At 66.6% G+C, this 25,749-nt stretch carries 22 protein-coding genes; 13 read left to right on the plus strand and 9 right to left on the minus strand.

The window, feature by feature from the left end; all coding sequences use genetic code 11:
- Positions 1–233: 233 nt before the first annotated feature.
- Positions 234–1,610, minus strand: a complete 1,377-nt coding sequence (locus AC1Q7F_RS05500; protein WP_492504619.1) for an alpha/beta fold hydrolase — start codon at positions 1,608–1,610, stop codon at positions 234–236.
- A 164-nt stretch (positions 1,611–1,774) separates the two neighbouring features.
- On the opposite strand from AC1Q7F_RS05500, the gene AC1Q7F_RS05505 reads away from it, so the two are divergent.
- From AC1Q7F_RS05505 to AC1Q7F_RS05515, 3 genes are read left to right on the plus strand one after another with little or no spacing between them, the layout of a single operon-like run.
- A complete protein-coding gene (locus AC1Q7F_RS05505) occupies positions 1,775–2,992 on the plus strand; it encodes a class I SAM-dependent methyltransferase (protein WP_492504621.1) in 1,218 nt (405 codons plus the stop codon).
- Complete coding sequence (locus AC1Q7F_RS05510; RefSeq protein ID WP_492504623.1) at positions 2,992–3,345, plus strand: hypothetical protein; 354 nt, start codon at positions 2,992–2,994, stop codon at positions 3,343–3,345. The genes AC1Q7F_RS05505 and AC1Q7F_RS05510 overlap by 1 nt, the downstream gene beginning before the upstream one ends.
- Entirely contained in the window at positions 3,342–4,226 is an 885-nt protein-coding gene (locus AC1Q7F_RS05515) for a VOC family protein (protein ID WP_492504625.1), read from the plus strand. Before AC1Q7F_RS05510 ends, AC1Q7F_RS05515 begins: the two co-directional genes overlap by 4 nt.
- On the opposite strand, the gene AC1Q7F_RS05520 is transcribed toward AC1Q7F_RS05515, so the two are convergent.
- Genes AC1Q7F_RS05520 through araD form a run of 5 tightly spaced genes read right to left on the minus strand, consistent with a single transcriptional unit; the run spans position 4,223 to position 9,268 of the window.
- A complete protein-coding gene (locus tag AC1Q7F_RS05520) occupies positions 4,223–4,972 on the minus strand; it encodes an SDR family NAD(P)-dependent oxidoreductase (protein WP_492504627.1) in 750 nt (249 codons plus the stop codon). The two genes, AC1Q7F_RS05515 and AC1Q7F_RS05520, sit on opposite strands and share 4 nt — an antisense overlap.
- Positions 4,969–5,835, minus strand: a complete 867-nt coding sequence (locus AC1Q7F_RS05525; RefSeq protein ID WP_492504629.1) for an SMP-30/gluconolactonase/LRE family protein — start codon at positions 5,833–5,835, stop codon at positions 4,969–4,971. The genes AC1Q7F_RS05520 and AC1Q7F_RS05525 overlap by 4 nt, the downstream gene beginning before the upstream one ends.
- On the minus strand, positions 5,832–6,770 hold the full coding sequence (locus AC1Q7F_RS05530; protein WP_492504631.1) for an aldose 1-epimerase: 939 nt from the start codon (positions 6,768–6,770) through the stop codon (positions 5,832–5,834). Before AC1Q7F_RS05530 ends, AC1Q7F_RS05525 begins: the two co-directional genes overlap by 4 nt.
- Complete coding sequence (locus tag AC1Q7F_RS05535; protein ID WP_492504633.1) at positions 6,710–7,513, minus strand: HpcH/HpaI aldolase family protein; 804 nt, start codon at positions 7,511–7,513, stop codon at positions 6,710–6,712. The genes AC1Q7F_RS05530 and AC1Q7F_RS05535 overlap by 61 nt, the downstream gene beginning before the upstream one ends.
- A gap of 12 nt (positions 7,514–7,525) precedes the next feature.
- Positions 7,526–9,268: an L-arabinonate dehydratase gene (gene araD / locus AC1Q7F_RS05540; RefSeq protein WP_492504635.1), complete on the minus strand. Its 1,743-nt coding sequence runs from the start codon at positions 9,266–9,268 to the stop codon at positions 7,526–7,528.
- Between the two features lie 187 nt (positions 9,269–9,455).
- Between araD and AC1Q7F_RS05545 the strand changes: the two genes are divergently transcribed.
- From AC1Q7F_RS05545 to AC1Q7F_RS05580, 8 genes are all read left to right on the plus strand, one after another.
- On the plus strand, positions 9,456–9,743 hold the full coding sequence (locus tag AC1Q7F_RS05545) for a UxaA family hydrolase (protein WP_492504637.1): 288 nt from the start codon (positions 9,456–9,458) through the stop codon (positions 9,741–9,743).
- Between the two features lie 13 nt (positions 9,744–9,756).
- Positions 9,757–10,932 (plus strand): UxaA family hydrolase, encoded by a 1,176-nt coding sequence (locus tag AC1Q7F_RS05550; RefSeq protein ID WP_492504639.1) that lies wholly within the window; start codon positions 9,757–9,759, stop codon positions 10,930–10,932.
- A complete protein-coding gene (locus tag AC1Q7F_RS05555) occupies positions 10,929–11,930 on the plus strand; it encodes an Ldh family oxidoreductase (protein ID WP_492504641.1) in 1,002 nt (333 codons plus the stop codon). Before AC1Q7F_RS05550 ends, AC1Q7F_RS05555 begins: the two co-directional genes overlap by 4 nt.
- Before the next feature lie 184 nt (positions 11,931–12,114).
- The gene (locus AC1Q7F_RS05560; RefSeq protein ID WP_492504643.1) at positions 12,115–13,041 is read left to right on the plus strand and encodes a hydroxyacid dehydrogenase; all 927 of its coding nucleotides are present in this window, start codon (positions 12,115–12,117) and stop codon (positions 13,039–13,041) included.
- A complete protein-coding gene (locus AC1Q7F_RS05565; protein ID WP_492504645.1) occupies positions 13,038–14,060 on the plus strand; it encodes a YeiH family protein in 1,023 nt (340 codons plus the stop codon). Before AC1Q7F_RS05560 ends, AC1Q7F_RS05565 begins: the two co-directional genes overlap by 4 nt.
- 175 nt (positions 14,061–14,235) lie before the next feature.
- A complete protein-coding gene (locus AC1Q7F_RS05570) occupies positions 14,236–15,585 on the plus strand; it encodes a spinster family MFS transporter (protein ID WP_492504647.1) in 1,350 nt (449 codons plus the stop codon).
- A gap of 11 nt (positions 15,586–15,596) precedes the next feature.
- A complete protein-coding gene (glpK, locus tag AC1Q7F_RS05575) occupies positions 15,597–17,099 on the plus strand; it encodes a glycerol kinase GlpK (protein WP_492504649.1) in 1,503 nt (500 codons plus the stop codon).
- Positions 17,096–18,661, plus strand: a complete 1,566-nt coding sequence (locus tag AC1Q7F_RS05580) for a glycerol-3-phosphate dehydrogenase/oxidase (RefSeq protein WP_492504651.1) — start codon at positions 17,096–17,098, stop codon at positions 18,659–18,661. Before glpK ends, AC1Q7F_RS05580 begins: the two co-directional genes overlap by 4 nt.
- Positions 18,662–18,665: 4 nt before the next feature.
- On the opposite strand, the gene AC1Q7F_RS05585 is transcribed toward AC1Q7F_RS05580, so the two are convergent.
- Together AC1Q7F_RS05585 and AC1Q7F_RS05590 are read right to left on the minus strand one after the other, a co-directional pair.
- Positions 18,666–19,382 (minus strand): GntR family transcriptional regulator, encoded by a 717-nt coding sequence (locus AC1Q7F_RS05585; RefSeq protein ID WP_492504653.1) that lies wholly within the window; start codon positions 19,380–19,382, stop codon positions 18,666–18,668.
- Between the two features lie 153 nt (positions 19,383–19,535).
- Positions 19,536–20,987, minus strand: coding sequence for an NAD-dependent succinate-semialdehyde dehydrogenase (locus AC1Q7F_RS05590; RefSeq protein WP_492504655.1), 1,452 nt, complete (start codon positions 20,985–20,987; stop codon positions 19,536–19,538).
- 175 nt (positions 20,988–21,162) lie between these two features.
- Between AC1Q7F_RS05590 and AC1Q7F_RS05595 the strand changes: the two genes are divergently transcribed.
- Both AC1Q7F_RS05595 and AC1Q7F_RS05600 read left to right on the plus strand, forming a co-directional pair.
- Positions 21,163–23,454, plus strand: a complete 2,292-nt coding sequence (locus AC1Q7F_RS05595) for a TonB-dependent receptor (RefSeq protein ID WP_492504657.1) — start codon at positions 21,163–21,165, stop codon at positions 23,452–23,454.
- 190 nt (positions 23,455–23,644) lie between these two features.
- Positions 23,645–23,953, plus strand: coding sequence for a hypothetical protein (locus tag AC1Q7F_RS05600; RefSeq protein ID WP_492504659.1), 309 nt, complete (start codon positions 23,645–23,647; stop codon positions 23,951–23,953).
- Between the two features lie 27 nt (positions 23,954–23,980).
- Here the strand turns inward: AC1Q7F_RS05600 and AC1Q7F_RS05605 are convergent, their stop codons facing one another.
- A complete protein-coding gene (locus AC1Q7F_RS05605; protein WP_492504661.1) occupies positions 23,981–25,612 on the minus strand; it encodes a long-chain-fatty-acid--CoA ligase in 1,632 nt (543 codons plus the stop codon).
- Between the last annotated feature and the right edge of the window lie 137 nt (positions 25,613–25,749).

Raw genomic sequence — 25,749 nt, forward strand, 5'->3', positions numbered from 1 at the left:
ATCACCGTAGAAGCCCCTCCAACCGCCTCCCCGGCGAAGGCCGGGGCCCAGGGTCACGAGCCCGACGTTGAAGCGGCGTTGATCAACACCGCGTAGAGGTTTTCCTTGTGGCTCCTGGGCCCCGGCCTGCGCCGGGGAGGCGGTAGAGAGAGCGGAATTGGTCTACTCAATCTCTTAACTTAGCGCCTATGGCCTTGTCACCGGGGTGACGGAGAGATGGTTGGATTGAGGTTCTACCTCGCCGCCGCCCAGGCCCGGTCCAGCACCGGTGCCGCCTTCAGCCAGTACCACGCCTCCCGTTGCAGCCGTTCCGCATCCGGCAGCACCCCATCGCCGGGCGGGAACAGGTGGCTGTCGCGCGCCTGCTGCCACGCCGCCAGGAGGTAACCCCCACCTTCCGTCGCCGCCAAGGCCGGCGGTGGTTCGATCAGGCCGGGATGCAGGCACAGGTCCGTTACCAGCCCCGGATGACGCTGCCCCAGGGCCAAGGCGACCCGCGCGCCATAGCCCCAGCCCTCCACCCTGCCGCCGGTCCAGCCGCGCGCGGTCAGCAGTCCGGCAATGGCCTCGGCCATGGCGGCAAGATCGCCCGGATCAGCAACGGGCGCGCTGTCGCCCATGCCGGGCAGGTCCGGTGCCAGCCAGGCGCCCCCTTCCGGCGGCAGCAGCAGCGTGCCGGACCCGCCCAGATCGTGCAGGCGCAACAGCGGCGCGCCTGTGCCGCCCGCCACCCAGGCGATGCCATCCGTCACGCCCCGCGCCGCGAAGGCGGGCGGTGGTGGGGCGTCCCCGCCGGGCAGGTGGCGACACAGGAAATCCGTGATGACGCCCCAGGCGGCAGACCGGCTTTCCGCCGTCCCCGCCGCCACGCCCACCGGCAGGGGTGGCAGCTTGGCCAGATAGCGGAACAGCGGGTCATCCTGCGCCGCGAACAGCAGCGACGGCACTGTCAGCGCCACCATGTCAGCCGCCGGGCGATAGGACAGGGCCGCCGCGTAACCGGTACGATAGCTGTCGCCCGCCCGCAGGAATTCCATCACCTGCTCATGGATGCGGGCCAGATCGGGCTTGGGCCGGTGCAGCCGGGCCGATGGTTCACGCCGGTACCAGGGGAAGAAGATGCCCTGGTCGCGGATGCGGTGCCAGGCCCAGGCCAGGTGCCCGCCATCCCATTGCGGATGGAAGGGCGGCAGATAATGGGCCAGCAAATCCACCCGCTCCGCTTCCTCCATCAGCATGAACCCGTCCACGACCAGACCCGTGACGCGATGGGGATATAATGCTGCGAAGCGGTTGGCGATGCAGGCGCCGGTGTGCAGGCCATAAAGCGTCACCTTTTCCAGACCCAGCGCGTCCAGCAGCCGGTCCACGCCTTGCGCGAACCGGTCCACCGTGGCCGGCCCCGGCGGCAGCGGGTCGGACAGGCCGAAACCCGGATTGTCGGGCGCGATCACCGTGGCAAACGGCGCCATCGCCCGCATCAGGGGCAGCAGTTCGGCACTGTCGCGCGGCGACTGGTGCAGGGCCAGCAGCACCGGCCCCTTCCCCGCCCGCCGGTAATGGACCAGCCGTCCGTCCAGCTTGATGAAATGCCGTTCGATCCTGGTCATTCCCGCCCCCCGATCCTGTCGCGACAATCGTGGAGCGGTGGCAGGCGGTTGGTCCAGATGCGGCTGGTCCGCGTCCGCGTGGTGGAGATCGGCCATCGGATAGGGAGCGCGGCGGTGAAGCGGGCACTAAGCTGGGCGTCCGGGACAGCAGAAGGATGAAGACCATGGACGGTTCAGGAAAGCCCGCGGCCGCCCCCATTGCAGCCTATGACGGCCCGCCCGATTACCGGGCCGTGGGCCGCCATGGCATCTTCCCGCAATTGTCGCATGACGAGGTTGAGCGGTTCAATTTCCTGGCCCATATGAACCGCCATCTGGCCAGCCGGGTGATGCCCGGCGTGAAAACCGCATTCGACGCGCGGGTGGCACCCGGCAAAAGCTTCACCGACCGCCATCAGGTGCGCCGCGCCCTGGTCAAGGACCCGTACTGGCAGCTCTGGTCGGCGCTGCGCCGCAACACCATGGAGATGCGCCAGCAGGCCGGCCGCTGGGTGACCCTGCGCCAGCGCGAGGAGCTGGCAGCGCGTGCGGCAGCATTGACCGACGGTGATCCGCGCCTGACCCTTGACCCGTCGCTGACGCTGCCGCGCTATGTGGCGGCCATCGACCATCATTGCATGCCCGGCAGCTATCACACCGAATATGGCCCCGGCGACGTGGCCAATGCCGCCAATTATGATTGTGGCCTGTTCGCCACCACCGGCGGCATGCTGGGCCAATGGTCGGATGGCGGCGGCCAGGCCGTGGCCCGCTGGGTGAAACGCAACCTGCCGGACTTCCACCCCAAGCGCATCATCGACCTGGGATGTGGCCTGGGACACAGCGTCCTGCCCATCGCCCAGGCCTTCCCGGATGCGGAGGTCGTGGCCGTGGATGTCGGCGCGCCCATGCTGCGCTATGGTCTGGCGCGGGCCAAAAGCCTGGGGGTGGACAATATCCGCTTCGTCCAGGCCAGCGTGGAAAGCCTGCCGCAATTCGCCGATGGCAGTTTCGACTGGGTGCAGACCACCATGTTCCTGCATGAGACCAGCTATGGCTCCATGCAGCGCATCTTCAAGGAAACGCACCGGCTGCTGGCGCCGGGCGGTATCGTGCTGCATGTCGAACAGCCGCAATATGGCCCGGACATGCCGCTGTTCGAACAGGCGATGCGCGACTGGGACGCGTTCTACAATGCCGAGCCCTTCTGGACCAAGATGCATGAGGCGGACCTGGACACCTGGATGGTGCAGGCCGGCTTCCCGCGCGACAGCCTGATCCATGCCGGCGTGACGGCGGTGGTGGACAAGACCATCTTCCCCGACGCCGCCGAGGATACGGGTGAGGATTACGGCCGCAAGGCGGCCTGGCATCTGGTGGGTGCCCGCAAGGAGGGGATGTGATGTCGATCCAGCAGGCCTTGGCCGGTTCATCGGCCAAACCCACGGGCAAGCGCCCGCGTTTCCTGGAAAGCTGGGAGGCGGAACGCGCCATGGCCATCGCCATGTCGCTGGCCGGCGAGCTGGTGGTCACCCGCCAGCGCCTGGACACGCTGGAACGGTTGCTGGCCGCCAAGGGGCTGGTGACCCGCACGGAGATTGACGGATTCAGTCCGACCAAGGCGGAGGCGGCGGAACGCGGCCTGTGGAACCAGGAATTCCTGGCCCGCGTGCTGCGCGTCGTGCAGCAGGAGGCCGAAGCCATCGCCGCCAGCGATGACAGCAGCGAGAATATCGCCGAGGAACTGGCCCGATGAAGCTGTTGCGCGCCGCCACCCTGACGGTCGCGGATCCCGAGGCCAGTGCCGCCCGCTATGGGCAATGGCTGGATTACACCATCGTCGAGCGTGGGGGCCTGTCCGCCGACCTGGCTGCCGCCTGGGGATGTCCGGCCAGTGCCGGCCGGGCCTATGTGATCGCACGGCCGGCCAGCGGGGCGGATATCTTCCTGCGTTTCGTGGCCGGCGATCCGGTCCCCGACTACCGGCCGCTGCGCACCCATGGCTGGGCCGCCCTGGAAATCTGCGTGCAGGATGTGATGGCGGTGAATGAACGGATGCTGGTCAGCCCGTTCGACATCATCGGCCCGCCGCGCCGGAATGACGGGTTGCCCACCATCCACCCGATGCAGGTGAAGGGACCGGATGGGGAGATCGTCTTTCTGACCCAGATCAACAGCAACCTGCCCGCCTTCGACCTGCCACGGGCCGCCAGTCCGATCGACAGGCTGTTCATCCTGGTCCTGGCCTGTTCCGACATGGAAACCAGCATCGCCTGGTTCGAGACGACACTGGGCCTGCCGCTGGGGGAGCGGCTGGACATCCCCTATACGATGCTGTCGGCGGCCTTCGACATGCCGGCGGATCAGCGTCACCGGATCAGCACCATCGTGCATGGCCGCGACATTTTCCTGGAACTGGACCAATATCCCCCGGCCGCCACCCCGCGCCCGGCCCATGCGGGCCAGTTGCCGCCGGGCATCGCCATCTGCACCCTGTCACACCCCGACCTTGCCACGGTCCAGGGCGACTGGATCACCCCGCCCGTGCGCCGCGATGGGCCGGTCTATGGCGGCCACCTGACCGGCACGCTGCGCGCACCGGACGGGACGTTGGTGGAACTGGTGCAACTGGGCTAATTCTGGGTCAGGCCGGCATCGACCATGAAATTGGCCCCGGTGCAGCCGGCACTTTCATCCGATGCCAGGAACAGGGCCATGGCCGCCACATGATCGGCCGTCAGCCGGAATTTCAGGGCCTGCAGGTCGATGAATTGCTGGTTCAGTTCCGGCGTCAGCCACAGGGCGGCCTGCCGGTCGGTCAGGATCGCCCCCGGCACGATGCAGTTCACCCGCACGCCGCCCGGCCCATATTCGCGTGACAGGGTGCGGGTCAGACCGTTGATGGCGGCCTTGGACGTGGTGTAGCTGACCATGCCCGGCCGCCCGCGCATCCAGGAGATGCTGCCCAGCATGATGATCGACCCGGTGCCCCGCGCCAGCATGGCCGGCGCCACGGCCTGGGCGGCGAAGAACTGATGATCCAGGTTGAGCGCCAGCATGCGCCGCCAGCTTTCCGGCTCCACGCTATCCACCGGCTGCCGGTCATCCTTGCCGGCATTGTTGACCAGCACGCCGATGCCACCGCTCGCCTGTTCGATATCGGCGATGGCGGCGCGCAGGGCGGCGATATCGGTGATGTCGCAGGCCACGAAGCGGGCACCGGTGTGCGCCGCCATGGCCGCCCCCGCCGCTTCATCGATATCGATGAAGCTGACTTGTGCGCCCTGGGCGGCAAACGCCGCCACCATGGCCGCGCCGATGCCCGATGCGCCGCCGGTGATCAGGACGGAACGTCCCTCCAGGCTATGGTACCGCACGCTCATGGCATTCTCTCCGGGTCACAAGGGGTATGGGGCAGGCCGGCGACATCCACGGGCATGGCGAACAGGGCACCATCCTGAGGACTATCAAAGCCGGTCCCGACGCTGGTCACATACAGCGTCCTGCGGTCCGCCCCGCCGAAACAGGGCATGGTGGGACAGCGGGCCGGGATCGGATATTCCGCCATCAGCCGTCCGTCGGGGTCGTAGCGCTGCACCCGCCCGCCGGCATAAAGCGCGGTCCAATAGCAGCCATCCATATCCACCGCCGCCCCGTCCGGCCGTCCCCTGTCCGGCGCGTCGGGGTCCAGCTGTGCGAACAGACGCCTGTTGGCCACCTGTCCGCTGGCCGCATCATAATCATAGGCATGCACAGCAAAGCGCGGCGTGTCGGCATGATAGAGCGTGCGCCCGTCGGGGGAGAAGGCCAGGCCATTGGAGGTCAGCAACCCGCCGAACAGAAGGCGCAATCCCCCCTTTTCCAGCCGGTACAGCCCGCCGCGCGATCCGGACTTGGGCTCGTCGATGGTGCCGATCACCAGATGGCCGGCAGGATCGACGCGGCCATCATTGAAGCGGGTATCGACGGGATCGGTGGGGTTGGCGGCCAGCATCGGCCCAACCGTGCCATCGCCATCGACCCGAAAGATGCCGGTGCGCATGCCCACGACATAACCGCCACCGGCCAGGGGCACCGCACAGCCGGGATGTTCGGGCAGGTCCAGGCTGGACAGCCCGCCATCGGCGGGACGGTAACGGTGCAGCTTCTTGCCCATGATATCGACGAAGGACAGGCTATCCCCATCCCAGACCGGGCTTTCGCCCAGCGCCGTGCGCAACGGCAAGACGGGTGTAAACTCACTCATGCTAAAGGCTCCGCATGGATGCATACCGTGCCGGACAGGGACGTGCCCGGCGCCAGGATGGCCATCGCCGGCAGTTCCGGCTGGTTCAGGGCGTTGGCGCCATGGGTGACGGGCTCCACGGCGAAAAAGTCGCGACCGGCCGGCGTATAAACACGCAAGCTTCCGAAAATCCGGTCAGCGCGCAGGCTGACCAGCAGGCCCGGCGCCGATCCGGTGACATGGGCGATGCCGGCCCAGCCGGGAAAGTCGCCATCGACGACAGCTTCGTCCAGCATTCGCCCATGACGGAAATCCGGCTCCAGCGGCATGACCACCCGTTCCGGCAGCCCATCAGCACCACTGCGCCAATAGGACAGGGCGGAGAAGCGCAACATGGTGCCGGCGTCACGCGGGAAGAACGGGTGCAGCCCCATGCCGGCCGGTGCCATGCCGGGACTGTCATTGGTCAGCTGCAACCCGATCCCCAGCCCGGCGTCGGTCAGCCGGTATTCCATATGCGCCGTGAAGGCATAGGGCCAGTCCTGCTCGCCCGCATCCGCCGGCCGGTGCGTCAGGCGCAGACGGACATGGTCGTCGCCCTGCTGCTCCACATGCCATTGCCGCTGCCAGCCCAGCCCATGCAGGGGATGGGCGATGTCCGGCGTGTTGCGGCGCAGCTGGTGCCAGCGCATCGCGAACAGGAACCGTCCATCGGCGATACGGTTGGCATAGGGCAGCATCGGATAGCAGGCGGTCTGCCGAACTGTCGCGCCGACCGGGCTGGGTCGCAGGATGGGCACGCCGTCGCGTGTCAGCGACAGCAGCGCACCGCCGATGGCGGGTGCGACCTCCGCCCGCATCAAACCCGCCGACAGGCTGACGATGCCCGCCATGGTCAGTAGGGACCGGTCACGACCGGCACCGTCGGCGCCTGACCGCGCAGCGCCGCCTGCCATTCCACCGCCCGGCCGGTCATCATGGCGATGTCGGATGCCACGGCGGCGAAGCTGTAGCCGTAATCGATGAAGCGCCTGACCATCTCCGGGTTCGGCCCAACGATGCCGATGGGCTTGCCCGCTTGCCTTGCCCGTTGGGCGGCTTCGGCGATCTTGGCCTGCACACTCTCGTTCCCCACCTGCCCGATCAGGCCCATGGCGGCCGACAAATCGCCCGGCCCCAGGAACAGGGCATCCACGCCGGGGACGGCGGCGATCTCGCCGGCCCGCGCCACGGCCCCCGGCGTTTCCAATTGCAGGATCACCGCCACCTCATCATTGGCGCGGCGAAGATAATCCGGCTCACGCCCATAATGCGACCCGCGATGCACCGCCGCCACGCCGCGCACCCCATCCGGCGGATAACGGGTATAGGACACGGCGGCCCGCGCTTCTTCCGCATTCTCGATGAAGGGCAGCATCAGGGTGCGGGCACCGGCATCCATGACACGCTTGACCAGCACCTGATCGCTCCAGGCCAGGCGCACGATCGCCTGTGCCGGGGTGCATTCGATGGCGCGCAGGATATTGGCCAGGTCCGGCATCTCGATGGAGACATGCTCCATGTCCACCACCAGGAAGTCGAAACCGCAATAACCCATGGCCTCGGCTGTGCTGGGCGCGCCCGACATCAGCCAGCTGCCGGTCAGCAGCGCGGATGTATCGGCCAACCGCCGCTTCAGCGGGTTCAAGGGGGGATGCATGATAGCGTTTCCTTAATAGATCGGCGGTTCCGGCACCTTGGCGGTACCGGCCAGAAAGTCGAAATCGCAGCCCTTGGGCGCCTGGGTGACATGGGCGCGGTAAAGGGCGGCGTAGGATCGGTCATAGGGATTGGGCGGCGGCGTCCAGGCGGCCCGGCGGCGGGCCAACTCACCTTCGTCCACCAGCATATCCAGGGTGCCGGCCACGGCGTCCAGGCGGATCAGGTCACCGGTCTGCACCAGCGCCAGGGGCCCGCCCACCGCCGCCTCCGGTGCGGCATGCACGATGCAGGCGCCGTAATGGGTGCCCGACATGCGGGCATCGGAAATGCGCACCATGTCGCGCACCCCCTGGGCCAGCAGCTTTTTCGGAATGGGCAGGTTGCCCCATTCCGGCATGCCGGGCGCGCCCACCGGCCCGCCATTGCGCAGAATGATGACGCTGTCGGCATCGATATCCAGGTCCGGATCATCGATGGCCGCCAGCATCTGGGCGTTGCCGTCGAAGACGATGGCCCGGCCGGTATGGTGCAGCAGGCGCGGATCGGCGGCGGATGATTTCATCACCGCCCCGTCGGGACAGAGGTTGCCGCGCAGCAGCGCCAGGGTGGCGCCGCGTTCCAGCGGTACGACGGGGTTGAACGTATCGCGGATGATATCGTCATCGTAACATTCCGTATCCGAAATCTCCTGCCCCAGCGTCCGGCCGGTCACGGTCAGGCAATCGAGTTTCAGATGATCGCGCAGCTTCCACAGCAACGCCTTCATCCCGCCGGCGAAGAAGAAATCCTCCATCAGCGCATTGCCCGATGGGAACAGGTTGGCGCAGACCGGAATGCATCTGGCGGCATCGGCCAGATCGTCCAGCGACAACGCCACCCCCGCACGGCCGGCCATGGCGATCATATGGATGGCGGCATTGGTCGATCCGCCCAGCGCCATATAGACGGTGACACCGTTCATGAAGGCATCGCGGGTCAGGATCTTGGCGGGCGTCAGATCCTCCGCCACCATCGCGACGATGCGTTCACCGCACAGCGAGGCCATGCGGCGATGCCCGCTATCCACGGCCGGGATCGACGAGGCGCCGGGCAATGTCATGCCCATGGCATCGGCGATGCCGGTCATGGTCGATGCCGTGCCCATGGTATTGCAGGTGCCGATGGACCGCGTCATCCGCGATTCCAGGTCCAGCCAGTCGACCGGCGTGATGTTTCCGGCCCGGAGTTCATCCCAGTATTTCTTGGTATGCGTGCCCGCCCCGGTCTTGGTGCCGCGCCATTGCCCGTTGGCCATGGGGCCGGCGGGGCAGTAAATGGCCGGCAGCCCGGCGCTGATCGCGCCCATCAGCAGCCCTGGCGTGGACTTGTCGCACCCGCCCAGCAGCACCGCCCCGTCGATGGGGTGGGATCGCAGCAGCTCCTCCACCTCCATCGCCAGGAAATTGCGATAGAGCATGGTGGTGGGCTTCACCATCACCTCCCCCACGCTCAAGGCCGGCAGTTCCACCGGATAGCCACCGGCCAGCAAGACCCCGCGCTTCACGGCGTCCGCCACATCGCGCAGATGGATGTGGCAAGGGCTCATCTCGCTCCAGGTGTTCACGATGGCGATCACCGGGCGGTCCATGAACTCTTCCCGCCGCAGCCCCATCTGCTGCGTCCGCTGCCGGTGCGCAAAGCCGCGCATGTCGGATGACGCAAACCAGCGGGCACTGCGCAGGGGGCGTTTCGGGTCGGATGGCGGGTTGCTCATATCACCAGCTCTTATATAAGACCGCTGACATCAGGGGCGCTTTGATGGGCAAAGTCAACGCAAAAATCGGCAGAATACAGCCATTCCTGAAAATCATCAAAAACCCATCTTGCCAAGCCGATCTCATTGTGGGCTTATGTGTCTTATATAAGACTTCAGACTTGCAACGAAGGAAGGGAGGCACCAAGTGGGCGCACCACATCTTCTGGTCCATGACCGGGCCGACAATGTCGGCGTCGTCGTCGTGGAAGGGCTGACGGCCGGCACCGACATGCTGTGCGTCGTGACCCAGGACAACAGCGAGTTCCGTACAGTCGTGAACCAGGATGTCCAGATCGGGCACAAGGTGGCGCTACGCGATTTCGCGGTCGGCGACACCGTCGTCAAATATGGCGAGGATATCGGCAAGGTGGTGCAGCCCATCGCCAAGGGTGCCCATGTCCATACCCACAATCTGAAAACCAAGCGCTGGTAAGGAAACCCGGATCATGAATTACGCTGATCTCAAGATCTGGGGCTACCGCCGCGAAAATGGCCGCGTCGGTGTGCGCAACCATGTCGCCATCCTGCCGCTGGACGACATCTCCAACGCGGCATGCGAGGCGGTGGCCGCCCATATCCAGGGCACCATCGCCCTGCCCCATTCCTATGGCCGCCTGCAATTCGGCGCCGATCTGGACCTGCATTTCCGCACCATCATCGGCACCGGCGCCAACCCGAACGTCGCGGCCTGCGTCGTGATCGGGATTGAGGAAGGCTGGACCCAGAAGGTGGTGGACGGCATCGCCGCCACGGGCAAGCCGGTTGCCGGCTTCTGGATCGAGGGCAATGGCGACATTGCCACCGTTGCGTCCGCCAGCCGCAAGGCCAAGGAGTTCTCGCAATGGGCGTCGGAGCTGGTCCGGACCGAGTGTCCCTTGTCGGAAGTCTGGGTCGCCGCCAAGTGCGGGGAAAGCGACACGACCACCGGTCTGGCGTCGTGCCCCACCGTCGGCAACATGTACGACAAGATGGTGGAACTGGGCCTCTATGGCTGCTTCGGCGAGACGTCGGAGCTGACCGGGGCCGAGCATCTGGCCGCCGCCCGCGCCGCCAGCCCGGAAGTCGCTGCCAAGTTCATGAAGACCTGGCAATCCTATCAGGATGACGTGATCGAGGCGCACAAGACCTCCGACCTGTCCGACAGCCAGCCGACCAAGGGCAATATCGCCGGTGGCCTGACGACGATCGAGGAAAAGGCCCTGGGCAACCTGGAGAAGATCGGCAAGAAGACCAGCTATATCGACGTGCTGGAACCGGCCGAGGCGCCGGCCAAGGGACCGGGTCTCTATTTCATGGACACCTCATCGGCCGCCGCCGAGTGCTGCACCCTGCAGGCCGCCGCCGGCTATGTCGTCCATTGCTTCCCCACCGGCCAGGGCAATGTCATCGGCAACCCGATCATGCCGGTCATCAAGATCACCGGCAACCCGCGCACGGTCCGGTTGATGAGCGAGCATGTGGACGTGGACGTGTCCGGCATCGTGCGCCGTGATATGACCATCGATCAGGCGGGCGACGCCCTGATCGACATGATCGCCCGCACGTCCAACGGTCGCCTGACAGCGGCCGAGGCGCTGGGGCATCGGGAGTTCGTCATGACCAAGCTGTACCGGTCGGCATGAGCACGATCACGCTCAGCCTGGAAGAGGCCCACCGTCTGGCCGCAGGCGCGCTGGTCAAGGCCGGCGTCGCCCCGGCCAGTGCGGCGGCAACGGCGTCCGCGCTGGTGGCGGCGGAGGTGGATGGGCAGGCCGGGCACGGCCTTTCCCGTGTTCCCTCCTACACGCTGCACGCGCGGGTCGGGAAGGTGGATGGCAATGCCGTGCCGGTGGCCGTCGCGGCGGGGGAGGCCGGGGTGCGCATTGATGCGGGCCATGGGTTCGCCTATCCCGCCGTCGATCTGGCCATCGAACGGCTAGTGCCGCTGGTGGCGAAGACCGGCGTTGCCGCGGCCGCCATCCACCGGTCCCACCATTTCGGCCAGGCCGGGCGGCATGTGGAGCGGCTGGCCGACCATGGGCTGGTCGCCATCGCCTTTGCCAACACACCCGCCGCCATGGCCCTGCCCGACGGCCGGCGGTCGCTGATGGGCACCAACCCCATCGCCTTTGCCGCCCCAATGCCCGGCCGAGCACCCCTGGTCATCGACATGGCCTTGTCGGTGGCCGCCCGCGGCAAGATCATGGCGGCCAGCAAGGCCGGCAAGCCGATCCCCGAAGGCTGGGCCCTGGACGGCGATGGCAATCCGACCACCGACGCCAAGGCCGCGCTGGCCGGATCGCTGCTGCCCATCGGCGGGGCCAAGGGGGCGGCGCTGGCCCTGATGATCGAGGTGATCTGTGCGGCCCTGGTCGGCGGCAATTTCGGCTGGAACGCCAGCGGCTTCTTCGATGGCGATGGCGGTCCGCCCGATCTGGGCCAGTTGCTGATCGTGCTGGACCCCGCGCGGTTCGGCGGCGGGGGCTATGCCGGGCACATGGCGCAGATGCTGCTGACCGTAGAGGGCCAGGCCCCGGCCCGCCTGCCGGGCGACCGCAGGCTGGCGCTGCGGGCCAAGGCAGCCGCGGAAGGGGTGACGATCCCGGCGGCCCTGCATGCGGAGATTTTGGGGCTGGTATAGCTCGACACTGCACTTCCTTTCCCGCCTTCCCGGCGAAAGCCGGGACCCAGGGGCCACAAGATCAGACCTCAACACTGCGTTGAACAAAGCGGCTGCAAGGTCGGGCGCTGGGTCCCGGCTTTCGCCGGGAAGGCGATTGAGAAGAAGGTGAATGTGCATCTTGACATCCAAATGAGAGCCACCCATGCCCGACATCGTCATCACCGAATTCATGGACGAGGATGCCATCGCCAATGTGTTGGCGGGCCGCGACGTGCTGTATGATCCCCGGCTGGTGGACCAGCCCGACCGGCTGGCCACAGCATTGGCCGATGCAAGCGCCCTCATCGTCCGCAACCGCACCCAGGTGCGCCAAGCGCTGCTGGACAAGGCGCCCAAGCTGAAGGTCGTGGGCCGCCTGGGCGTGGGGCTGGACAATATCGACATGGCGGCGTGCGCCGCCCGCAATGTCAAGGTGCGGCCCGCCACGGGGGCCAACGATCTGGCGGTGGCCGAATATGTGATCACCGCCGCCCTGATGCTGCTGCGCAAATCCTGGTTCGCGTCGGCCCGCGTGGCGGCCGGTGAATGGCCGCGCACCGACCTGATGGGGCGAGAGGGGGCGGGCAAGCGGCTGGGCCTGATCGGCTATGGCGCCATCGCCCGGCTGACGGCACAGAAGGCCCGCGCGCTGGGCTTCTCCATCGCCGCCTATGATCCGCATTTGCCCGAACGCCACCCGGCCTGGGTGCAGGTGGAACGGCAGTCGCTGGAAACCCTGCTGGAAACGGCCAACGTGGTCAGCCTGCACGTGCCCCTGACCCCGTCCACCACCAACATCATCGACACCGCCGCCATCGCCCGCATGAAGAAGGGGTCTATCCTGATCAACGCCGCCCGCGGCGGTGTGGTGGATGAGGAGGCCTTGTGCGCTGCCCTGGTCGAAGGCCGGCTGGGCGGTGCCGCCCTGGATGTATTCGCCACCGAACCGGTGACGGCCGCGTCGGGCGCGATGTTCCAGGGCGTGCCCAACCTGATCCTCACCCCGCATATTGCCGGCGTCACGGACGAGAGCAATGCGCGGGTCAGCGAGGTGACGGCCCGCGCCGTGCTGGAGGAACTGGGCGCATGAGTGAAGCCATCGCCGCGCCATCGATGAGGGACAGGATGCAACAGGCCCGCACAATGGTGCCCGGCCTGATCGCCACCATCGTCGTGGCGCTGGCGGCGACATACCTGTCCGACCATTACAATGCGCCCTCGATGGTCTTCGCCCTGCTGCTGGGCATGGCGCTGAACACCCTGCCGGGGGAACCGCGCTATGCGCCCGGCATCACGCTGTCGGCCCGCACCCTGCTGCGCATCTCCGTGGCGCTGCTGGGCCTGCGCATCACCTTTGCGCAAGTGGGGGAGCTGGGTTGGTCCACGGCGGCCATGGTGGTCTGTGCCGTGCCGCTGACCATCGGTTTCGGCTGGGTCCTGTCAAAGCTGACGGGGGTCGGCGGACGGTTCGGGGTGCTGTCGGGCGGAGCGGTGGGCATCTGCGGAGCGTCCGCCGCCATGGCCATCGCCGCCGCCTGGCCCCGCCGGGACAGCGAGCGCGACACCGTCGTGGTCATCGCCTGCATCACCAGCCTATCGACCATGGCCATGCTGGCCTATCCGGCCATCGGTGGCTGGCTGGGGCTGGACGCGGCGGCGGCGGGACGGTTCTTCGGCGGATCGATCCATGACGTGGCGCAGGTGGTGGGTGCGGGCTACAGCCAGTCGCCGCAGGCCGGCGACACGGCGACGGTGGTGAAGCTGATGCGGGTGGCCATGCTGCTGCCCGTGGTGGTCGCCATCACCCTGCTGGCCGCCCGGCGGCGTACGGCGGCGGATGGCGATGCCAAGGTCACCCCCCTGCCCGGCTTCCTGATCGGCTTCGTCGTGCTGGCCTTCCTGAATGGCATGGGCTGGGTACCGGTGCCGGTGACGGGTGTCCTGACGGAACTGTCACGCTGGCTGCTGCTGATTTCCGTGGCCGCCCTCGGCATGAAGACCTCGGCCAAGGACATCATGGAGGTGGGGCGCACGGCCATCATCCTGGTGGTGGCCGAAACCGCCTTCATCGCGCTGTTCGTATTGGGTTGGATCGAACTGATGGGGTAACCCCAACTTGAATTCCCCCGTCATCCCGGCGAAAGCCGGGACCCAGGGGCCACTGGCTCGGACCTCGACGCTGCGTCGATCAACGCCGCCGATAAGGTCGGGCGCTTGGCCCCTGGGTCCCGTCTTGGCGCCGGGATGACGGAAAAGGGGGAGAAAAAAATAGGGAGGAGCAGTTGTGCAGACGAATAGCGCCGGGGCGAAGGCCGCCCCGCAAATGCCACCGCCCGTCACCGACGGCTATCGCCGCTACGCGCTGTGGGTGCTGCTGGTCATCTATATCCTGAACTTCCTGGACCGGCAGATCGTCGCCATCCTGGCCGAACCGATCAGGAACGAGTTGCACCTAGCCGACTGGCAGCTGGGCGTGATGACCGGCCTGGCCTTCGCCCTGTTCTACACGGTGCTGGGCATCCCCATCGCGCGGGTGGCCGAACGCGGCAACCGACCGCTGATCATCGCCGCCGCGGTGGGCACCTGGAGCGGCTTCACCATGCTGTGCGGCATGGCGCAGAATTTCGTCCAGCTGGTGGCATGCCGCGTCGGGGTCGGCGTGGGCGAGGCCGGCTGCACCCCGCCCGCCCATTCGCTGATCAGCGACTATACTCCACGGGAAAGGCGGGCATCGGCCCTGGCCTTCTATTCGCTGGGCACGCCCTTGGGCGGCCTGTTCGGCATGGTGCTGGGTGGGCTGATCGGTGATGCCTGGGGCTGGCGCATGGCCTTCCTGGTGGCGGGTGCGCCCGGCGTGCTGATGGCCATCGTCGCCGCCTTGACCTTGCGGGAGCCGCGCCGGCAGATGCTGACCGCCGATCTGGCGGCCCGACGCGCGGCGGCCCCCAGCCTGCGCGAGGCGCTGGTGGAACTGAAGGGCAAGCGCGCCTTCTGGCTGATCGCCTTCGGCGCCGCCATCAAGGCCTTCATCGGCTATGGTGCCGCCAGTTTCCTGGGCCCCTTCTTCTTCCGCAACCATGCCGCCCCGCTGGCGGAGATGGCGGACGCCTTCGGGCTGGGCGTGGCCGGGTTCCTGGGCGTGGCGCTGGGCCTGATCCTGGGCCTGACCGGGGCGGTGGGCACCTGGCTGGGCGGGTTCCTGGCCGACAAGCATGGGGCCAAGGATCTGCGCGCCTATATGTCCATCCCGGCCGTGTCCACGGCGCTGGGCATCCCCTTTTACATGGTCGGGCTGACGGTGCAGGACACGACCCTGGCCCTGGCCATGCTGGCTTTTCCGCCGGTGCTGAACACGCTGTGGTACGGGCCGGGCTATGCCGCCGTGCAGGGGCTGGTGCGCCCGCAGACCCGCGCCACGGCCACGGCCGTGCTGCTGCTGATCATCAATCTGGTGGGGCTGGGCCTGGGGCCGCTGGGCGTGGGCGTCGTGTCGGACCTGTTGAGCGGGCCGTTCGGCCTTGGGCGGGCGGAGGGGGTGCGCTGGTCGCTGGTGATCTTCACCCTGTTCGGCTTCCTGGCTTCCACCCTATTCTGGATGGCGCGCAAGACGCTGCGGGAAGAAACGGTGAGTTAGGGGAGCACGACATGGTTGACCATATCCTGGCCATCGACCAGGGCACGACCGGGACCACGGTCATCGTTTTTGACCGCGAAACCCATATCGCAGGCCGCGCCTATGCCGAGTTCACCCAGCATTACCCGCAGGCCGGCTGGGTGGAACATGACGCGGCGGAGATCTGGCGGGTTACCCTGGACACGGCATCGCGCGCCCTGAAGGCCGCCGGCCTCTCCCCCCGCGACCTGAAAGCCATCGGCATCACCAACCAGCGCGAAACGGTGCTGGCCTGGAACCGGCATACGGGCGAGCCCGCCCACCGCGCCATCGTCTGGCAGGACCGGCGCACCGCCCCCTTCTGTGATGAACTCCGCTCCCGCACAGGTGTGACGGAGAGGGTCCGGGCGAAAACCGGTCTGGTGATCGATCCCTATTTCTCCGCCACCAAGCTGCGCTGGCTGCTGGAAAACGTGCCCGGCCTGCGCGCGGGCGCGGAGAAGGGCGACATCCTGTTCGGCACCATTGATACATGGCTGATCTGGAACCTGACAGGTGGCACCGCCCATGTCACCGACCCGTCCAACGCCGCCCGTACCCAGCTGTTCGATATCCATGCCGGTGCCTGGGATGATGAACTGCTGGCCCTGATGGAGGTGCCGGCCAGGGGGCTGCCGGAAGTGCGCTCGTCTTCCGCCATCCTGGGCCACACGACCGAAGGCGGGTTCCTGGGCACGGCCGGCATTCCCATCGCCGGCGTGGCGGGGGACCAGCAGGCGGCCCTGTTCGGCCAGGCCTGTCATGGGCCGGGATTGGCCAAGAACACCTATGGCACCGGCTCCTTCCTCTTGATGCATACCGGGGCCAGCACCCTGCGCGATCCCGGTCCGCTCTTGTCCACCGTCGCCTGGCGCATCGGCGACCAGCCGTTGGAATATGCACTCGAAGGCGCGATCTTCGTGACCGGTGCGGCGGTGCAATGGCTGCGTGACGGGCTGGGCCTGATCGCGGCGGCGGCGGAGACCGAAGCCTTGGCCCGGTCCATCCCGGATAATGACGGGGTCTATTTCGTCCCCGCATTGACCGGCCTGGGCGCCCCGCACTGGGACCCCTATGCGCGCGGCCTGATCGCCGGGCTGACGCGCGGCACCGGCCGGGCGCATCTGGCACGCGCCGCGCTGGAGGCCATGGCCTATCAGACCCGCGATGTGGTCCGCGCCATCGAGGCGCAGACCGGCATCGCCCTGACCGAGCTGCGCGCCGATGGCGGGGCCGTGGGCAATGGCTTCCTGATGCAGTTCCAGGCCGACCTGCTGGGCGTGCCGGTGGAAGTGCCGCGCGTGTCGGAGACAACGGCACTGGGTGCCGCCTATCTGGCCGGCCTGGCCACCGGCGTCTGGCAGGACCGTGATGAGATCCGCGCCACCTGGAAACTGGCAAGCCGGTTCGAACCGGGGATGCAGCCGGCAGCGCGTGATAGGCTCTATGATCGATGGACCAAGGCGCTGGAGAAATCACGCGGATGGGCGGCATGAGCATGGGACTGGATCGCGCGGCCGGACTGGCGCTTCTGGCACGGAATATCGAATGGGACATCGTCATCATCGGCGGCGGCGCCACGGGCCTGGGCACGGCCCTGGATGCGGCGGCGCGCGGCTATCGCACCCTGTTGCTGGAAGGCCATGATTTCGCCAAGGGCACCTCGTCACGCGCCACCAAGCTGGTGCATGGCGGCGTGCGCTATCTGGCGCAGGGCAATATCCATCTGGTCCGCCATGCCCTGCATGAGCGCGGGCGGCTGCTGGCCAACGCGCCGCAGGTGACGCGGCGTCAGGGCTTCGTCGTGCCCTGCTATCGCTGGTGGGACATGGCGTTCTATGGCATCGGCCTGTTCGCCTATGATCTGCTGGCCGGAAAGCTGGGGCTGGGCCGGTCGCGCCTGCTGTCGCGCGCAGACGTACTGCGGCGCCTGCCCACGGTCCGGGACGAGAATTTGCGCGGCGGCATCCTTTATTATGATGGCCAGTTCGATGACAGCCGCCTGGCCATCACCATCGCCGCCAGTGCCGCCGACCATGGCGCCACCCTGCTGAACTATACCCGCGTCACCGGCCTGCTGAAACAGGACGGCCGGATCGCCGGCGTCACCGCCCGCGACATGGAGACGGGCACGGATTACCAGATCAAGGCCAAGGCCGTCGTCAATGCCGCCGGCATCTTCATGGATGAAATCCGCCACATGGACCGGCCCGACCTGGCCGAAGGTCTGGCGTTGAGCCAAGGCGTGCATCTGGTGCTGGACGCATCGTTCCTGGCCGGTGACGACGCCATCCTGATCCCCAAGACGGCGGACGGGCGGGTGCTGTTCGTGCTGCCCTGGCTGGGCCGCACAATCGTGGGCACCACCGACACGCCGATCCCGACCGCCAGCCTGGAACCGCACGCGCTGGAAAGCGAGATCGAATTCCTCTTATCCCATGCCGCCCACTACCTGAAGCGGGCACCGGCCCGGTCCGACGTGCTGTCGGTGTTCACCGGCATCCGGCCGCTGGTCAAGGTGAAGGGCGCGTCCGGCACGTCGGCCGTGCCGCGCGACCATGTGCTGATGGTGTCGGACAGCGGGCTGGTCACCATCACCGGCGGCAAATGGACGACGTACCGCGAGATGGCGGAACAGACGGTGGACGCCGCCGCGCGCACTGGCGGCCTGACCCCCGTCCCCTGCCCCACGGCGCATCTGCACCTGCATGGCTGGAAGGAACGCAGCGGGATGACCGACCCGCTTTTCCCCTATGGTGCCGACGCGCCCCTGGTGCGGGCCGTCCTGGCCGAACAGCCCGGCTGGGACGCACCGATGCATCCCGACCTGCCCTATTTCCTGGGGGAAGCCGCCTATGCCGCCCGCCACCTGATGGCCCGCACGGTGGAGGATGTGCTGTCGCGGCGCACACGGTCCCTGCTGCTGGATGCACGTGCCGCGGCTGAAGCGGCGCCCGCCGTGGCAGCGGTGTTGGCAGCGGAGTTGGGCCGGGATGCGGCCTGGGTAGAGGCGCAGGTTGCGAAGTTCCGGGCGTTGGCGGCGGCATCCGTGCTCTGACGGATCAGCTCAACGTCACCGCATAGGACAGGTCGCGGGCATGGACGCGGCTGATGCGCCATTCCACCTTGCGGTCCTGCAGCGACAGGGCCACGCGGTCGATGCACAGGATGGGGGCACCAGCCGGGGCAGCCAGCAGGCGCTGGTCATCCGCCGTGGCGATCTCCGCCCGCAATTCCTCGCTGGTGGAGATGATGTTGATGCCGAAATCCGTCTGGTACAGCGAATAGAGCGTGTTGGGCAGCGGCATCCGTTCCTCGATCTTGGGGAACAGGGCCGAGGGCAGGATGATCGTTTCCCGCACCGTGGGCTTGCCATCGATCAGGCGGACGCGGCTGATTTCCACCACCTTGGTGCCCTTGGCCAGATCCAGCTTCTGCTGGTCGGCGACGCGGGCGGCGCGCACCTTAACGCTCTGCTCCCCCATGCCGGGCGTCACCCGCTCGCCACCCGGCCGCACCATGCGGAAGAAGCGGAACAGGGAGCGTTCCTGGGTATTCTCCGCGATGAAGGTGCCCTTGCCCTGGTGGCGGACCAGCAGCTTTTCCGCCGTCAGCGCATCCAGCACCTTGCGCATGGTGCCCTGGCTGACGCCCAGCTCGCGGGCCAGGGCATGCTCGCTGGGAATGGCCTCCCCCGGCCGCCACACGCCTTCGGCCACCTTGGCGACGATGATGTCGTAGACCTGCCGGTAGAGGGGGCGGTAACCTGGAACGTCCATGCGGCGCAAGCATCCTGCGGAGAGAGACCAAGACTTATATAAGATAAAACAGTTCCGGTCAGGATCGGCAAGGGTTTTGCCCTGTACATCCGTTCAGTAAAAGAAATTCGCAGGTCAGGGCGCGCCCCCGGCTCGACCTGACCTGCACTGCGTTTATCCCAGCCCGCCGATGCAGGCGTACTTCAAGGTCGTGTAATCGTCGATACCGTGGCGGGAGCCCTCCACGCCCACACCCGACTCCTTGTGCCCGCCGAACGGCGCCACTTCCGTGGTGATCAGCCCTTCATTGATGCCGACCAGCCCGTAATCCAGCCCCTCCATCATCCGGAACGCCCGGCCCAGATCACGGGTATAGACATAGGATGCTAGGCCATACTCGGTGTCGTTGGCCATGCGCAGGGCCTCTTCCTCCGTCTGGAACCGGAATACTGGCGCCAGCGGGGCGAAGGTCTCGTCCCTGGCCACCAGCATGTCGGGCGTCGCCCCGGCGATCAGGGTGGGCTGGAAGAAGCTGCCGCCCCGCGCATGCCGCGCCCCGCCGGTGATGACCCGCCCGCCCTTGGCGACGGCGTCGGCGATATGTTCCTCGATCTTGGCCACCCCGCCCATGTCGATCAACGGACCCTGGACCACGCCATCCTCGAGCCCGTCACCGACCTTCATGGCGTTCACGGCCGCCGCCATCCGTTCCACGAAGGCGTCGTGGATGCCGGCCTGCACCAGCATGCGGTTGGCGCAGACGCAGGTCTGGCCGGTATTGCGGAACTTGGCCAGCATGGCCCCGGAAACCGCCGCCTCCAGATCGGCATCGTCAAACACGATGAAGGGGGCATTGCCGCCCAGCTCCATCGATACCCGCTTCATATGGGCCATGGCCTGTGCCGCCAGCGCCTTGCCCACCCTGGTGGACCCCGTGAAGGTGATCTTTCGCAGCAACGGATTCTCGCACATCTCCGCCGCGATGTCGGCCGCCGAACCGGTGACGATGTTCAGCACGCCGGGCGGGAAGCCCACCTGTTCGGCCAGCACACCCAGCGCCAGGGCGGAATAGGGGGTCTGGCTGGCCGGTTTCACCACCATGGTGCAGCCGGCGGCCAATGCCGCCCCCAGCTTGCGGGCGATCATGCTGTTGGGGAAGTTCCAGGGCGTGATGGCCCCAACCACCCCCACCGGTTCCCTTAACGCCAGCAGGCGGCGGTTCTTCCAGGGCGAGGGGATGACATCGCCATAGACCCGCCGCGCCTCTTCCGCAAACCAGCGGATATAGGCGGCACCCAGTCCCACCTCCCCCACCGCCTCGGCCAGCGGCTTGCCCATTTCCAGGGTCAGCAGCCGGCCCAGTTCGGCCTTGTTGGCCAGGATGGCGTCATGCAGCTTCATCATCAGGTTGGCGCGGTCGGCCGCCGTCCAGGTGCGCCAATCCTGAAAGGCGCGGTGCGCGGCCGCGATCGCGGCCCTGGTCTCCGCCCGGCCCCCGCGCGGTATTGATCCCAGCACATCACCTGTTGAGGGATTGGAAACAGCGATGCTGCCCCCATCCATGGCATCCTGCCAACGGCCATCGATCAGGCATTGCTGGCGCAGCAGCGGGTGGGAAAACAGCATGGTCGGGGTTCCTTCCTGTCTGGCAGGCGCTTGGGCGCCGCATTTTCGGGCTGGACGAGTATCTATTCCAACTCTTATATAAGATACAACTCTTGTCTTACCCAAGACCATGCGGTAGGAATGAGGCAACCCCGCCGACAAGGGGAGCCGACAATTGAACAGGGAGGGAAATGACATGCAGCGTGCAAAGCATCTGACGCGTCTGGCGGCCGGCACGGCCCTGGCCTTGGTGGGCCTGTCCGGCACGGCGATGGCCCAGGAAATCCTGCTGGAGGAGATCATCGTCACCGCGCAGAAGCGGGTGCAGAACCTGCAGGACGTGCCGGTGGCCATCAGCGTGGTAACCGGCGACCAGTTGGAACAGGCCAATGTCAATTCGGCCGAACAGCTGTTCCAGCGTGTGCCCACCATCACCTTCCGCAAGGGCAACACCAACAAGGACAGCGCCATCTCCATCCGTGGCGTCGGCACTATTTCCTTCGCGTCGGGCGTGGAACCGTCGGTTTCCACCGTCATCGACGGCGTAGTCTATGCCCGCGCCGGTCAGCAGACGGCCGATTTCCTGGATCTGGAACGGGTGGAAGTGCTGCGCGGCCCCCAAGGGTCGATCTTCGGCAAGAACGCGTCGGCCGGCGTGGTCAACATCACCACCCGCTCCCCCGCCGCCACGCCCAAGGGCTTTGCCGAGGCATCCTATTACGAGGGCAATGAATACCGGCTGAAGGCCGGCGTCTCCGGCCCGCTGTCGGACACGCTGTCGGGCCTGGTCACGGGTTTCTTCAGCCATTTCGATGGAAACGGCAAGAACGTGTTCAATGGCCATGATGTCAACGGCTATGAGCGCTATGGTGCCCGCATGAAGCTGGAGCTGGAAGCGACGGAGAATGTCACTTTCACCGCCATCGCCGATTATGCCAAGGGCAATGACAATGGCTATGCCGACAGTATCGGCACAGTGTTCGCCGGCGCTTATCAGGATCAGATTTTCAAGCCGTCGCTGGCCCCGCTGACGCCGGGTGCCAAGAACAAGGATATCGACAACGATCTGGACCCCAAGACGCGGGACAAGAATTCCGGCGTCTCGCTTCAGGCCGATATCGACCTGGGCGCTGCCGCCATCACCTCCATCACCGCCTATCGCCACTGGTACAATTACCAGCAGCGTGACGGTGATTTCCGTTCCGACGCGCCGCTGTATGTCGCCACCGGCGCGGCAGCCAGCGATGTCCGCTCCCACGACCGGGGCGATCTCAGCTTTGATCAGTTCACGCAGGAACTGCGCGTCGCCTCCACGGGCCAGAACTTCATCGATTACGTGGCGGGTCTCTACTATTACACCACAAAGGAAGTGGACTTCTTCAACCGCACCGTCACCGCCTGTACCGCCACCACGCTGGCGGCGGTGAACGGGCTGTTGCCCTGCCGGGCCGGTGCGTCGACCTTCACCACCAATGAAGGCAACGCCGATTTCACCACCAAGCTGAAGAACTATGCCGCCTTCGGTCAGGCGACCGTGAATTTCACCGATGATTTCCGCGCCATCCTGGGTGGGCGCTATACGGAGGACAAGGTGTCCTTCGATTTCGAACGCCGCTCCACCTCCACCGCCGCCTTCCCCGGCGTACGCCCCTTCTTCGCCGCCACCGGCTCCACCAAGCAGGACGGTGTGTCGGGCAATGCCGGTATCCAATATGATTTCGCCGACGACATCATCGGCTATGCGACCTATACCCGCGGCTATAAGGGCCCGGCGCTGAACGTGTTCTTCAATATGGTGGCCACCGACACGCTGCCCATTTCGGAGGAAACGTCCAACGCCTATGAGGCCGGCCTGAAGACCCGGTTCCCCGAGGCAGGCCTGATGCTGAACCTGGCCGCCTTCAAGACCATCTATGACGGGTACCAGGCCAACAATCTGGAACTGGTGGCGGGCCAGGTGGTGACGCGCCTGACCAATGCCGGTTCGGTGTCCACCCGCGGGCTGGAGGCCGACTTCACCTGGGCCGCGACCCGCGACCTGGAATTCAATGGCGGCGTCTCCTACACCAAGGCCCGCATCGACAAGTTCAAGTGCCCGACCACCAACCCGACCTGCGCCGATGCCATCAATGGCAAGCGCCTGCCGTTTTCCGCCAAATGGAAAGGGTCGGTCACCGCCGACTGGCGCCTGCCGGTGGAACTGCCCAATGGCGACCTGAACCTGTCCAACAGCGTCCAGTTCACCTCCAAGCAGGGCTTCGACATCAACCAGAACCCCAACGCGGTCCAGAACGGCTATGCCACCTGGGACGCGGTACTGGCCTGGAATTCGGACGACGACAAATACCGCGTCTCGCTGATCGCCAAGAACATCACCGACAAGCAGTACGTGATCCTGCGTATTCCCAACGGCACCGCCTTCATGCGTCAGATCACCCCCCGCGATGCCGAGCGCTATTTCGGCGCCTCCGTCCGGGTCGGTTTCTGACCCGGATCCATCCCGCAACCTGCCTTCTCCGCCCCCGGCGCGCCATGCGCCGGGGTTTTTTTCATGGGGCTGGCTTTGTCACAGGGCGGGGCGCTTTTGTGCCGCCCCCTTGCCGCAATCCGGCCGCGATGCCGGATCAGCCTGTCCATGACGGACCTTCATGGGTCCGGGCAGTGGATCGGAAAAGCCGATGAAAAAGACGCTAACCCTTGCCGCCCTGGCCGCGGCCCTCCTGTCCCTGGCGCCGATGAGCGAGGCGCTGGCCGACCGGGACCACCGGCGCGGGCGTGATCATGATCATCGCCACCATCATCATTATTACCATGATCGCGACCGTGGCCGCCCCTACTACCATCACCATTATTACCGCCCGCCACCCCCGCCGGTGCATTACTACTATTATGCACCTCCGCCGCGGCCGCCGGCGGCGATCATCTATCGCGACACGCCATACGGCAACTCGCTGCAGCTGAATGTCGAACTGGGCCGCCGCCGCTGATGCGGCGGCGTTCCCGGCGGGTGCGGGTCAGTCCGCCATGCGGACTGCCCGCAACCTGAGCGCCTTCTTGTCGATCTTGCCCGTGGCGCCCAACGGCATGGCATCCACGAACATCACGTCATCGGGGATCTGCCATTTCGACAGGCGACCCTGGAAATGCGCCAGGAATTCCGCCGCCGTCGCTTCCACCTCCGGCTTCAGTTGCACCACCAGCAGCGGCCGCTCGTCCCATTTCGGGTCGGGTACGGCGATGGCGGCGCAGAGTGCCGCCTTGGGGTGGCTGGACGCGATATTCTCGATCTCCAGCGAGGAAATCCATTCCCCGCCGGACTTGATCACATCCTTGGCACGGTCGGCGATGCGCATATAGCCATAGCCGTCGATATCGGCGATGTCGCCCGTGTCGAACCAGCCATCCTCATCCAGCACCGTCCCGCCATCGCCCTGCAAATACCCGCCGGCCACCACCGGCCCGCGCACCAGCAACCTTCCCATCTGTTGCCCATCATGCGGCAGATAGGCGCCAGCCTGGCCGCGCAAGGCCAGATCGATGCCCAGCAGCGGCCGGCCCTGGCGGATGCGATAGGGCATCTGCGCATCGAAATCCGTTCCCGCCAATTCGGGCACCAGCTTGAAATGCGTGCCGATGGGCGAGGTTTCGGTCATGCCCCAGGCATGGCGCGCCTCCACCCCGTAATCATGCAGCCGGCGCAGCACCGCGTCGGGACAGGCGGCCCCACCGATGATCACCCGCTGCAACGGCCCGAAATCGCCGCCATGGCGTTCAAGATGCTGGATGATCGCCTGCCAGATGGTAGGCACGGCGGCGGCGAACGTCACCCCCTGCCCATGGATCAGGTCCAGCAGTGATACCGGGTCCAGCCGCGCCCCCGGCAGTACCAGTTTGCACCCCACGGCTGCCGTAGACAGCGGGATGCCCCAGGCATTGGCGTGGTACATGGGCACGATGGGCAGGGCCACGTCGCGCACCGACAGGCCCATGACATCGGGCTGCAACGTCATCCACATATGGATCATGGTGGACCGGTGGGAATAGAGCACGCCCTTGGGATTGCCCGTCGTGCCGGACGTGTAGCAAAGGGCCGCCGCCTGCCGCTCGTCAAAATCACCCCAGGGAATTCCGTCATCCACATGCGCCGCGACCCATTCCTCATAGGCGATGGCGTGCGGCAGCAAGGCGCGGTCCACATCCCGCTGCCCGCACAGCAGCACCACCTGCGCCACGGTCGGGCAATCGGGCAGCAATTCCGCGACCAGCGGCGCGAAGACCGGATCGGCCAGGATCACCCGGTCCCCGGCATGGTTGATGATGAAGCGGATCTGATCCTTGAACAGGCGCGGGTTCAGGGTGTGGCAGACGGCGCCCATCCCCATGATGGCGAACCAGGCCTCCAGATGCCGGTCGCTATTCCAGGCCAGGGTCGCCACCCGGTCGCCCAGGCCGATCCCCAGCCCGCGCAGCGCACTGGTCAGGCGCCGGGCCCGGTCGCGCAAGGCAGCATAGTCCGTGACGGCTAACGCGCCGTCCGCCGATGCCTCCACCCGCCGCGTCACAACGGGCCGGGCCCCGTCCCAGCGCGCGGCATGGTCGATGATACGGTTCACGGTCAGCGGCCAGTCCTGCATCAACCCGAACATGCTTCCTCCCGATGCGATGCGCCCTCATTTCCTCATTCCCAACCCGATGGCTGGACAGGGCGCTGCGTTAAGTCTTATATTAGATATAAGAGTTTCAAGAAACAGGAAGCCCACCGTCGGGCCTTGCCCGCCGCGCA

Source organism: Niveispirillum sp. GW835-FHT14G11 (assembly GCF_058793615.1).